The sequence below is a fragment of the Nostoc cf. commune SO-36 genome (genome assembly GCF_023734775.1).
GTDB classification, from domain to species: Bacteria; Cyanobacteriota; Cyanobacteriia; order Cyanobacteriales; family Nostocaceae; genus Nostoc; species Nostoc commune_A.
This window is the reverse complement of sequence record NZ_AP025732.1, coordinates 1,546,679-1,558,671: the sequence shown is the minus strand read 5'-3', so window position 1 is coordinate 1,558,671 and position 11,993 is coordinate 1,546,679. Positions and strand designations below refer to the sequence as shown.

Below are 11,993 nucleotides of genomic sequence, written 5' to 3'. Positions count from 1 at the left end.
TTTTTTAACACAACGATGGCTACAATCTAGAAAAACAAAATCCAAGAGTGTGGCAGATGCTCAGGCGGATATCGCAGTCGCTTAAAAGGTTTTTAAAGCGCCTCATTGCAAGTAAGCAGACTAGTTCTCTCAAGGGTGCGAGAGGACACAATCTGGTGGAAATACTACCAGAACTAACCAATGCTGATCTGGAACAATTGTTTATCCAATTGTTAGAAGGCGTGCATCAAGCACGAGGACGACAGTGGGCATTGAGGTATCTGCAACGGATTGAAAATCGGGTTCCGGCTGAACGCTGGATAGACTGGTTGGTGATGTTTGGCGAAAGCTTGCTAGCTTCACCTACGCCAAATCCTCTTTTGGCAACACAGATGGTGCAATTGGGGGAACTTGGTGTTGGCAGAATTGGAGATGTTGCATACAACATTGGCATCCGGCTAATGCAAAATTTACCTACAGAGATAGAGTATCAGGACAATCAAGCAGAAGATGTCGTAGAAATTACTCCTGGGCAAGAACTGCTCCGCGATTTGGGCGAGCAGTTATGGGAGTATGATGAGCCAGATGTCGTAGAAATGACTCCTGGGCAAGACCTGCTCCGCAATTTAGGCGAGCAGTTATGGGAGTATGATGAGCCAGATGTCGCAGAAATCATCACCGATGAAGAAATCCCAAGTTCCCCTGGGCAAGAACTGATTCGCAATTTAGGTGAACAGTTATGGGAGTACGATGTGCCAGATGTTGAACCAATTACGTCAGCACCCGAAAATGCCTTTTTTGAGGAAAGATTGCCCGAAAACTTCGAGGAAGTAGTATTGGGGTATGAAAGGGAAGAAGCCCAAACTACAATACCCGCAAATGTCCCTCTCCCCGCAGCAGAAGATTCAATCACTTCTTTAGCCCAACTGCGGTTCGGCGATGAAGAAGTTGTTCAAATTACAACACCAGTAAATATCCTTTCCACCACACAAAGGACTGAATTAGTAACATCTCCCTCGGTGGAAACCTGGGATAACACGTTAACGAATTTAGAGCCAAACGTGGCTAATACCTTAGACGAGTTATGGGTGAGGTTGGATCAAAGTACCAACTTAGTCCAGCAACTTGCTTCTAACTTGGCAGTTCAAAGTAGTAATTCCCCCGGTATTATTGAGCGACATAATGATAATCCGATTACCCATGCTCAAGGGTGGTTTTACCAAGGTCTAAGCCAAGCGAAAACAGGTGATTTGTTAGGGGCGATCGCATCTTATGACCAAGCGATCGCACTGCAACCAGAATTCTCCGAATATTGGTTTAACCGAGGCTTGACGCTGTTCCATTTAGAACGCTTTGAAGAAGCGATCGCATCTTATGAAAGAGCCACACAACTGAAACCCGACTTCTACAAAGCTTGGTACACCCGGGGTGGAACTCTCGGAGAATTAGGATACTTTGAAGAAGCGATCGCTTCTTTTGATAAAGCGATAGAAATCAAGCCAGACTATCAAGAAGCTTGGTCTAGCAAGGGTTTGGCGCTGCTGAAATTAGGTTGGCTACCAGAAGCTATTGCTAGCTATGACCAAGCGCTGCATCTGGAACCAGAAGACCAGGAAAACTGGTATCACCGAGGCATAGCCCTAGCTGTAAGTGAACAATTTGCCGAGGCGATTGTATCTTATGACAGAGCGATAGAAATTGACCCAGAGTACCACGAAGTTTGGATAGACAGGGGTGTAGTGCTGTTTAATTTAGGAAGATGGTCAGAAGCGATCGCCTCCTGGGATAAAGCACTTTCAGTTCAAGCCGACTTTTACTTAGCTTGGTACAACCGGGGTATAGCATTAGACAACTTGGGGCGTAGACAAGAAGCGATCGCCTCCTATCGGCAAGCGATCGCTATCAAACCCGACTTCCACCTAGCTTGGTATAATCAGGCAGTAGCACTGTTTTATTTAGAACAATTTGTCGAAGCGATCGCTTGTTATGACAACGCTTTGCAAATTAAACAAGATTATTGGGAAGCTTGGATTGGTCGGGGAACTGCGATCGGTCATTTAGTCAACTCTGACGTATTGCAGAATTTATTGAGTAGTATCACAGCAGCAAATCCCGCCTTACAACTGGGTGGCTACGAAGGGAAAGTAGCCAGCTACGAGGAAGGGTTAAAGCATCTGCGGACAGATACCCACCCAGAAGGTTGGGGTAGATTGCATTTAGCGATCGCTAATACTTACTACGAAGAAGGTAAAAAACATACCAATACGCGCGACTATTGGCGTAAAGCTGCATCTGAGTACCATCAGGCACTGTTAACCCTCACATTAGAATATTTTCCCCAGTTGCATTTAGAGGTTTTACAATCTCTAAGCAAAGTGCTAATGGGCTTGGGACAGACAACACAAGTTCAAGAATTGCTGCAACGCGGTACAGATTTATTGCGACAATTACTGAGTGAAGAAACTCGCTCAGATGAAAGTAAAAAACAGCTAGCTTTAAAATTTGCAGGCTTTGATCAATTAGCTGTTGATTTAGCTGTAGAGTCGGGTGATTTAGTAGAAGCTTGGGAAATTGCCGAGCAAGGTAAAAATGCTTGTTTAAACTGGCTGCTTTCTGGCTGGAATGATAATATATACTCGCCTTATTATGGCGCAATTCAACAACTATTCAATCCCACAACAGCAATTATTTACTGGCATATTAGTCCAGTTGCCCTACATACTTTCATTCTCAAAGACCAAGCGCCATCACCAATTCTCCTGTTTACACCCATGCAAGATACTGGGGCAATATCTTTAGGAGAAGACGCTATCCGTCTTAATGAATTGCCTTTACCCGAAGCAGTGCAACGCTTAATTGAATTTGAAACTTGGCTAGAAGATTGGCATCAACAATACCAAGAATATCGCACTACAGCCCAAGACAAAGAAAGTAAAAGTCACCATTCTTGGCGAACTGAGATGGAAGAGAAACTGTTGCAACTGTATGAAATCCTAAATATTTCCACAATTGCACAGGAACTCGAAGGCATCACCCAACTGGTCTTAATTCCTCACCGTGACTTGTACAAATTGCCCATTCATACACTTTTCCATCTTTCTTCGCCATCACCAGAAGAGTTACCCAACGTAGAATCAAATTTCAGCGTCACCTATCTACCTAGTGCCCAAATAGGTTTATCAATCAGGACTGAGGATATTTGGCAGTGGCAAAATAAGTTCTTGCTTAGTGTTGAACATCCTGAAAGTACAGGTTATCCTACACTGAAATTTGCCAAACTGGAGTCTGAAATTGTTAGTCAGATGTTCAATAATATCCAACGAATTCAGGGAGCAGAGGCTACGAAAAGTATTGTTGAAAATGCCCTATCTGATAATTATAATATTTTGCATTTTACGGGTCATGTCGCTAATAATTTAGCTGAACCTAAAAAATCAGAATTAGCATTAGCAGGTGAAGACAGACTGACTCTCGATGAAATCTGCCAACAAAATCTAGGAAGTTACAACCTTATTACTCTCTCTGCTTGTGAAAATTTGAGTACTAGCAACCACACTATCAATAGCGAATATGTGAGTTTAGTCAGTGGTTTTGTGAGTCAAGGCGTACCTCATGTAGTGAGTACTCTCTGGAGTGTAGAATCTTCGGCTAGTGCTTTGGTAATGATCGAGTTTTACCGAAGATTACAGCCCAATAAATCAGCAGTTACTGCCTTAGCGGAAGCAACACGATGGCTGAAAGAACTAACTGCTGGAGAGCTAACAAAATGGTATGAAGATATCTTGAATAATCTGCATCCAGAGGAAGTAAGAATTCAAACTTATTTAACAACACAACTATATAGAAATAGTAAAATGGCATCAGATAAAAATCTTTATAACCATCCTTATTACTGGGCAGCATTCACGATTACGGGGAAGCAAAATTAGATAATTCGTAATTCGTAATGACGCTGCTGCGGACGCTCGATTAGTCGCTACCGCTTCGCTAACGCTAACGTAATTCGTAATGGGGAGGTTTGTTATGCCAGATATTCAGTTTGATAAATACTGTCGTTATGAAGACCTAGGAATTTCCCCAGCTAGTACGCATCGAAAGTATTGGCAAAAGTTACGAAGGGCGTGACATCTGGCTATTCACAGTTACCAATTTTGCCACTGCTGCACATCAAGAAAAACCTGCCCTTTGGGTTGATGACAACATCCACGCCACTGAACTAGCACCGTCATGCAAACATTAGTTACAGCTTACGGTACTCACTCAGAAATTACCCGTTGTTTGGATACTCGCACCTTCTACATTTGCCCCCGTGTTAATCTTGATGGTGCTAAGTTGGCATTGGCTGACAAACCGAAATTTATTCGCTCCGGTACTCGTCCCTATCCCCATGATGAGGAACGTAACGACGGGTTAGTGATAGAAGATATCGATGGCTATGGTCGGATTTTACTAATGCGAATCCCCGATGCTAATTAATGGGGCTTGGAAAGTCTGCCCTACTGAACCACGGCTGTTAGTGCGACGTGAATCAATAGAAATAGGTGGTCAATATTATCGCGTATTAAGTGGGTAGGCATGATTAAATATAAGATGTCATTGCGAGTGAAACGAAGCAATCGCAAATTCTCTGGGATCGTTCGCCTGATTAGACGCGACGAACTTCCTCAACTTCTGGCGTTGTATCACCACCTAAATCCTGTCGATGCACCTCTACCTGCTGACGATGTTTTACAATCCATTTGGGATAAGATTTTACATGATCCCCGTTTGTATTACGTTGTAGCTGATCTTGCTAATCAGTTAGTAGCAACGTGTAACTTAACCATTGTTCCCAACTTGACGCGTGGCGCACGTCCCTACGGGATTATTGAAAATGTTGTCACTCACCCCGATTATCGACGGCAGGGATTAGGTACGCAAGTGCTGCACTATGCCTTAGCTTTGGCATGGGAGCAACAGTGTTATAAAGTGATGCTTTTAAGTGGCTCAAAACGCGAGGAGACTTTGCACTTCTATGAAAAAGTAGGGTTTAAGCGTAGACTAAAAACCGGATTTATTGCCCTACCTCCAGAGGAGTTATAAGTAAGGTTCATCCAGATTGGACAGCTTTTAAAAAGCCTAATCTATCTTTGGATTCCTTTTCATAAAATTGTCTTTTGCAAAAAACTTAATTCTTAGGCAAAAATATTGGGTCAATCAGGCTGGAAATTTTTGATTGCGATCGCTAATTTTCAGTTTAATATTTTGAAATTTACCATCGGGGACAACTATCTAAAGAGTGAAAGTGTTTCCTTAAAATCTAGCCCTGAGTTAGTTGTATAATCAGGATTAAAGACTAATAATACATTATATGGCCAAGACACATTTTACTTATTAAATCTTGCTACAAATCATGATGCATTGAGCTTGACGGCATTAACTCTCCTCGGCAATTCTAAAGATACGGCTATTTAAGGCCAATTATCTTACTGCTTGGCTGCAATTTTAGAAATAATGAAATCGCCTACTTGCACTAATTATCTTTATTGTTGCAATCTACCACATTACCACAGTATGCCTGCTTATTTTTAGTGTCATCTGCGGTTTTTGAAAAAACAAATAAGATTCCTATACCATCTGTAGTGAACATTAGGATAAATGTTATGAGATGTCAAAGCAGCTACTCATAATCTCCCGCATTTTAATTTTCCAGAGTTAACGGGTTTCATATCGAGGTAAACCAAATAACTATCTGGATATTTGTATTCACTTAAGTTGCATTCAGTATTTCCCAATAGTCAACCCAAAAAATTCAAAAGAGGATATTTCCATGTCTAGTTTGTTTCCCTGGTCATCAACAAAGATTGCTTTGCTAGTTCTGGGAATGACCACAGCTATAATAAGTCCCATCGTAATTTCTAGCCCAGCTTTATCCCAAACCACTGTTCCATCTACAACCCCATCTACAACCCCATCACCAACTTCAACAGTTAACTTGTCTGATGTTTCCTCAGATTATTGGGCGCGTCCTTTCATTCAAGTTTTAGCTGAAAATAACGTCATTAGTGGCTTTCCTGATGGCAGTTTTAGACCGAATCAACCTGTGACTCGTGCTGAATTTGCCGCCTTGATTCAAAAAGCTTTCGGCAACCAAAACCGAGTTCGGCAATTAAGCCCAGGTGGATTTAGTGATGTTCCTGCTGGCTACTGGGCGGCTTCTGCAATTCAAAGCGCCTACGAAACTGGATTTTTAGCAGGCTATCCTGGGAACGTGTTTAGACCAAATCAACAAATACCCAGAGTACAGGGAATCGTTGCTTTAAGTAATGGCTTGGGTTTATCTGGTGGCGATACAAGTACTCTTAGTACTTACTACACCGACGCTTCAGCTATCCCAGACTACGCTGTTGGAAGTGTGGCAGCAGCAACACAAGGTAATCTTGTTGTCAACTACCCAGATGTAAAACAACTCAATCCGCAACAGTCCCTGACTCGTGCTGAAGCCGCAGCACTTTTATATCAAGCTTTGGCTAGACAAGGACGGGTGCAACCCATTGCTAGTAATCTTCCAGCTAGTCAGTATGTCGTAGCTGGAACTCCTGGCGGTACTCAAACCGGTACTGATATTGTTTCTCTTGCTGCATCCAGTACTTCTTTTACCACTCTGACTTCTTTATTAAAGACATCGGGTTTAGCTGATGTTCTGCAACAGGCGGGGCCTTATACAGTTTTCGCTCCCACCGATCAAGCATTTGCTGCTTTACCTGCTGCTACTTTACAACAGTTACAGCAACCAGAGAATAGAGATGCATTAATTAAGATTTTGAGATATCACGTAGTTCCCGGTGCGGTAACTGCCAGTCAACTTTCGGCTGGGGAACTGAGAACCGATGAAGGAACACCGGTAAATATTCAAATCGATACCGCTAACAATCAAGTCGGCGTGAATAATGCCAGAGTTCTCCAGGCAGACGTGAAAGCTAGCAATGGTATTATCCATGCAATTAACCAAGTCCTGATCCCAGCTGATGTTAATATTAGTCAGTTAAATCAGCCACCAACAGGAAACACAGATGGTACAACTGATACTACAGTAGGTAGAGCTACTCGTGGTGGCAGAAGCTATATCGGTGTTGCTGGTAACATTGGTTTGAGCGGCAGCGATACAGCTTTGAGTGACGGTAACTTTGCAGTAATCAGTAAAGTTGGTCTGACACGCAATATATCAGTGCGGCCATCAGTTTTATTTGGAGACGATACAATATTTTTGGTTCCATTGACTTTGGATTTTTCTCCCCAAGCAGGAGCTGAGGTGGGACAAAGAACCTTTGCTATATCTCCTTACGTAGGTGCTGGCGTAGCTATTGAAGCTAATCTTGATACTGATTTTGGATTACTGCTAACTGGTGGTGTAGACGTTCCTCTGGGTACTCGGTTTACGCTGACAGGTGCTGTAAATGCTGCTTTTATGGATGAAACTGATGTTGGGCTACTATTCGGACTTGGCTACAACTTCTAAGAGTTAACAGTATCAACACGCGGTAGGGACGCACAGTTGTGCGTCCCTATTTAGGGCCGCTTGATGGCTAAAGTAAGTCCATCGGCGATGGGGACAAGGGAGAGTGTTATTCGTTCGTCATGATGTAACTTTTTGTTGAGCGCCCGGATAGATTGGGTGCTTTCATCTTGATATTGATCTTCAGCTACTTGTCCCGACCATAAAACATTATCAATAGCAATTAATCCACCTGGACGTACTAATTGCAGCGATCGCTCATAATATCCATCATAATTTTCTTTATCAGCATCAATAAAGGCAAAATCATAAGTCTCAGCTTGCCCAGTTGCCAATAGCTGATCTAAAGTTTCCAAAGCTGGTGCTAATCGCAGCTCGATTTTATCAGCAACCCCAGCTTTCTGCCAATACCGTCGGGCGATCGCAGTAAATTCTTCACTCACATCACAAGCGATAATCTTGCCATCAGGCGGTAGTGCTAAAGCTACAGAAAGTGAGCTATAACCTGTAAAAACTCCAACTTCTAGGGTTTTCTTCGCTCCAATTAACTGCACCAGAAGGCTCATAAACTGCCCTTGTTCTGGTGAAATCTGCATTCCCCTCTGGGGATGATTGGCGGTTTCTTGGCGTAACTTCCCAAGAATTTCTGGTTCTCGTAGCGAAACTGATAAAAGATAATTGTACAGTTGGTTATCAAGACCTATAGACTGTTTTGGCATGGTAGATGAGAGAATTGAGAGAATCTACAGTTATACTATCGCTGATAAGTGGAATCTCAGGAATAACATGGTGCGGTTAGTTTTGACAGCAATATTGCTAGTGCTAGTAACAGCTTGTGGCAGTATTGGACTGCTACCGACAAACGATTTAGTGCAAAAAGCGATCGCACTTGGGCTAGAGCAAACTCAACAAAAACTTAGCCAACAGTTGGATCTAGATTTTCAAGGATTTGAAATCAAGCGGCTATCAATTGCCCAGGAACAACCTCTAACGATTGAAAATTTACCAGCTTTCCACGTTCGGGGAACCTACGACTTGATTATTAAGCTACCAAAACGACAGTTGACGCAAGCAAAAAAACCCTTTGATGTTTACCTGCAAATTCAGCAAGAAGGTAAAACTTGGCGATTGCTGCTTCCAGATAAAGGTAGTAAAGATACTCAACCAATTTGGCGTAGTTATCTCATTCAATAGCTGGTTTGTGCAACTACAAAAACCATCACAATCATCTCTGTTGCGACTTTTTCCAAAAAGGTAGCAAAGAGACTCAACCTAATCGGCGTAGCTATTTCATCAAAAAGCTGGTGTGTGCAAATAGAAAAACCAGCACAATTATTTACGTATAACTGCTAGGGTACAGTCATGATCGAGGTGATAGTTTCACCGGAGACAGGGTAAAATGTATATTAACTTTTTCATCAGTTCCATTGCCGGAATTGTGGTTGTGGTGCTAACGGCTTTTGGCTTACTGCAATGGTTGCACATCCCTGCTGGTAACTTTCTTGATTGGGTGATTGGTGGTGCAAGTTTTTGGTGGCTATTGGTAATTGTTACCGTCCCGTGGAATGTGCATTTTCAAGCCAAAGAAGTCTTAGCAGAGGCAGCACAATCAACTGAGAGAGGAATTCCAGTCGATGAGAAACAAGTGAAGTATGTCACAGTGTTGGCAAAGCGATCGCTTTGGGTTGCCATTGCTTTACACTTATTCTCAGCCATTGGTCTTTATACTCTTGCTGCCACTGGTATTAGTACGGTGGGATATATAAGTTCTGGTGCAGCTTTGTTATTAACAATTCTGCGTCCAGCAATTCGCGCTTATGAGTATTTATATGCACGGTTAGCGATGATTCGTCAAGAATGGAAGTATCCGCGTGAAGATATTTTTGAACTGCGCGATCGCTTCTCTATATTGGAACAAAAAATCCAGTCATTGGAAGATCAACTCAACGCAGAACAACCCTATTCATTACCCGCAACTCAACAACGCTTTGCCGAAGAGACTCGTAGAGATTTAGCTCGAATTGCGGCTAATTTAGAAGAATTACGAGCGACAAATCAGACTGAACATGAGCGTTTGGGAAGAGAAGCCAGAAATGCGATCGCGCAACTTTCCACCGACGGGCAATTTCTCGATCATGTCCGCGAAATTATTCGATTTTTTAAGACTGCTTAATTATTGCTCCAATAACTCTAGAACTTACGCAAAATATCTCTCAAACTCTGATTTCTCTGTGCCCTCCGTGCCTCTGCGGTTCGTTATTTCTTCAGGAGGCAGAAGGCAGAAAGCAGTATCGATGAAACAAGTTGATCATAAGCAATAATCAGGCAAATGTAGCGTTGTAAAGTACACCCGTAGAGAACATACCGTGCTTAGGCTACAGTTTTCTAAGCTAGAATACCAAAGTTGTATTTATACACATCTGACAACTCAGTTATTTTTATGAATTACTACGTAATCTACGATGGCAATTGTAATCTCTGCGTTACCTTAGTGCGATCGCTAGAAACCTTAGACCAAGGAAAGCTGTTTCGCTACAGTCCCATGCAAGATGAGCAAACACTTTTACAGTGGGGAATTACAGCCCAAGACTGTGAACAAGGGATGATTTTAATTGATGGTAACGAACCTCAAAGACGTTGGCAAGGTAGTGATGCAGCTGAAGAAATTGGGCGATTATTGCCAGCAGGAAGTATTTTTGTAGACGCTTATCGAGCCTTACCGGGGATGAAATGGGCAGGCGATCGCTTTTACGAACAAATCCGCGATAATCGCTACACCATATTTGGTAAGCGTTCTAATACATATCAATCGGCATACTGTGTGGATGGTAGCTGCAAAGCGGGTAATGAGTAACTTTGAGACTGAGCTAGCTTTAGTACATAAGTTCTAGTATTCAATACGATAACTCCCATTTCCGGAGGATTACTATCATTTTTGATTTTTAAACCTAAAATATTGTTAACCCTTGAGGTTAATAATATTTTAGAATGGTGGTATAATGGATATTGTATTTAGAAACAAAAAATTTCAGAAAGAGTGCAATAAACACAGCCTCCTAGTACAAAAACACGGTCTAAACAGGGCGAAACTCATTGAGCTAAGGCTCGACATCTTGCGTGATGCCAACATACTTGAGGATACGCGAAATCTTCCAGGGAATTGCCACGAACTGCATCAAAACCGCGCAGGTCAGTTATCACTGGACTTAGATGGGCCATATAGGTTGATCTTTGAACCAGCAGATCAACCAATTCCGCTCAAACCAGATGGTGGACTTGACTGGAATAAAGTTACTGCCGTTGAAATACTCGGCGTGGAGAATACACATGGAAAATAAAATTCAAAATCAGTACAGTCCAGATTATGTTTCCCCTCCAGGGGATACTCTACTAGAAGTTCTGGAAGAACGGCGGATGACCCAAGCAGAACTGGCAGAACGGACTGGAAGACCTAAAAAAACAATTAACGAAATTATTAGTGGTAAAGCAGCAATTACCCCTGAAACTGCATTACAGCTAGAACTGGTATTTAATATACCAGCTAGTTTTTGGAACAACCGCGAACGACGATACCGAGAATTTTTAGCGCAACAGGAAGAAAAAGAGCGCTTAGAAAAGCAAGTAGCATGGCTTAAAGGAATTCCTGTTACAGCCATGATTAAGTCTGGCTGGATTCGCCTCTGTCGGGACAAAGTTGAGCAACTGCGGGAAGTGCTAAATTTTTTCGCCGTTACCTCCCCTGAAAATTGGGAGGGAATATGGTTGAAGACTCATATAAATTTTCGTAAATCTCAAGCATTTCAAAGTGACCTTGGTGCTATTACCGCTTGGCTGCGTCGAGGAGAAATTGAAGCATCTGAGATTGCTTGTGCTCCCTATGATGCCAAAAAGTTTCAGGAAGCACTGCAAAAAATCCGCGCTTTAACTGTGGAACCACCAGAAATTTTCCAGCTAAAAGTGAAGCGTCTGTGTGCAGAAGCTGGTGTTGCTGTAGTTTTTGTACCACAACTTCCTAAAACACGAACCAGTGGAGCAACTCATTGGTTGAATCCTGATAAAGCACTGATTCAACTCAGTTTGCGCTACAAGACTGATGACCATTTATGGTTTACTTTCTTCCATGAAGCTGGTCACATTTTGCTGCATGGTAAGCGTGATTTCTTTCTTGAGGGTACAGGTGTTGCATCTGTCAATGATCAAGAAAAGGAGGAAGAAGCAAACAAATTCGCTGCGGATATACTCATCCCCCCTGCCGATTTGAAAATATTTCTGGCATCAGTTCAACAATTCAGTAAAGCAAATATTATTCAGTTTGCTGCTGAAATCGGCATTGCACCAGGGATTTTAGTTGGTAGACTTCAGCACGATAATTTATTACCGCCTAGCCACTGCAATGATCTCAAACAAAAGCTTGAGTGGGCGTGAGATGATGAATAGCTAATTAGATAGACTTTTTCAGTACAAAAATCCGCCTCCAGGTGCTAGCAAAAACTCTGCTAGACCAACCATTATGCTATCT

The 11,993-nt window shown here is 42.4% G+C and carries 11 protein-coding genes; 10 read left to right on the top strand and 1 reads right to left on the bottom strand.

What is annotated here, in order from left to right; all coding sequences use genetic code 11:
• The first annotated feature begins 56 nt into the window (after positions 1–56).
• The 5 genes from ANSO36C_RS06835 (at position 57) to ANSO36C_RS06820 (ending at position 7,477) form a co-directional block, all read left to right on the top strand.
• On the top strand, positions 57–3,908 hold the full coding sequence (locus ANSO36C_RS06835) for a CHAT domain-containing protein (RefSeq protein WP_251958920.1): 3,852 nt from the start codon (positions 57–59) through the stop codon (positions 3,906–3,908).
• A 161-nt stretch (positions 3,909–4,069) separates the two neighbouring features.
• Positions 4,070–4,219 (top strand): M14 family zinc carboxypeptidase, encoded by a 150-nt coding sequence (locus ANSO36C_RS34765; RefSeq protein WP_410174709.1) that lies wholly within the window; start codon positions 4,070–4,072, stop codon positions 4,217–4,219.
• Entirely contained in the window at positions 4,207–4,455 is a 249-nt protein-coding gene (locus tag ANSO36C_RS06830) for a M14 family zinc carboxypeptidase (protein ID WP_251958919.1), read from the top strand. Before ANSO36C_RS34765 ends, ANSO36C_RS06830 begins: the two co-directional genes overlap by 13 nt.
• A gap of 99 nt (positions 4,456–4,554) precedes the next feature.
• Complete coding sequence (locus ANSO36C_RS06825) at positions 4,555–5,061, top strand: GNAT family N-acetyltransferase (RefSeq protein WP_251958918.1); 507 nt, start codon at positions 4,555–4,557, stop codon at positions 5,059–5,061.
• A gap of 727 nt (positions 5,062–5,788) precedes the next feature.
• Entirely contained in the window at positions 5,789–7,477 is a 1,689-nt protein-coding gene (locus ANSO36C_RS06820; RefSeq protein ID WP_251958917.1) for a fasciclin domain-containing protein, read from the top strand.
• A 50-nt stretch (positions 7,478–7,527) separates the two neighbouring features.
• Here the strand turns inward: ANSO36C_RS06820 and ANSO36C_RS06815 are convergent, their stop codons facing one another.
• On the bottom strand, positions 7,528–8,193 hold the full coding sequence (locus ANSO36C_RS06815) for a class I SAM-dependent methyltransferase (RefSeq protein ID WP_251958916.1): 666 nt from the start codon (positions 8,191–8,193) through the stop codon (positions 7,528–7,530).
• Positions 8,194–8,260: 67 nt separating this feature from the next.
• Between ANSO36C_RS06815 and ANSO36C_RS06810 the strand changes: the two genes are divergently transcribed.
• From ANSO36C_RS06810 to ANSO36C_RS06790, 5 genes are all read left to right on the top strand, one after another.
• The gene (locus tag ANSO36C_RS06810) at positions 8,261–8,668 is read left to right on the top strand and encodes a hypothetical protein (RefSeq protein ID WP_251960266.1); all 408 of its coding nucleotides are present in this window, start codon (positions 8,261–8,263) and stop codon (positions 8,666–8,668) included.
• A gap of 205 nt (positions 8,669–8,873) precedes the next feature.
• Positions 8,874–9,647 carry a hypothetical protein gene (locus ANSO36C_RS06805; RefSeq protein ID WP_251958915.1) on the top strand — a complete coding sequence of 258 codons (774 nt, stop codon included), beginning with the start codon at positions 8,874–8,876 and terminating at the stop codon, positions 9,645–9,647.
• Between the two features lie 267 nt (positions 9,648–9,914).
• A complete protein-coding gene (locus tag ANSO36C_RS06800) occupies positions 9,915–10,328 on the top strand; it encodes a thiol-disulfide oxidoreductase DCC family protein (protein ID WP_251958914.1) in 414 nt (137 codons plus the stop codon).
• Positions 10,329–10,587: 259 nt separating this feature from the next.
• The gene (locus tag ANSO36C_RS06795; protein WP_251958913.1) at positions 10,588–10,812 is read left to right on the top strand and encodes a hypothetical protein; all 225 of its coding nucleotides are present in this window, start codon (positions 10,588–10,590) and stop codon (positions 10,810–10,812) included.
• A complete protein-coding gene (locus ANSO36C_RS06790) occupies positions 10,802–11,899 on the top strand; it encodes a helix-turn-helix domain-containing protein (protein WP_251958912.1) in 1,098 nt (365 codons plus the stop codon). Before ANSO36C_RS06795 ends, ANSO36C_RS06790 begins: the two co-directional genes overlap by 11 nt.
• Positions 11,900–11,993 lie beyond the last annotated feature (94 nt).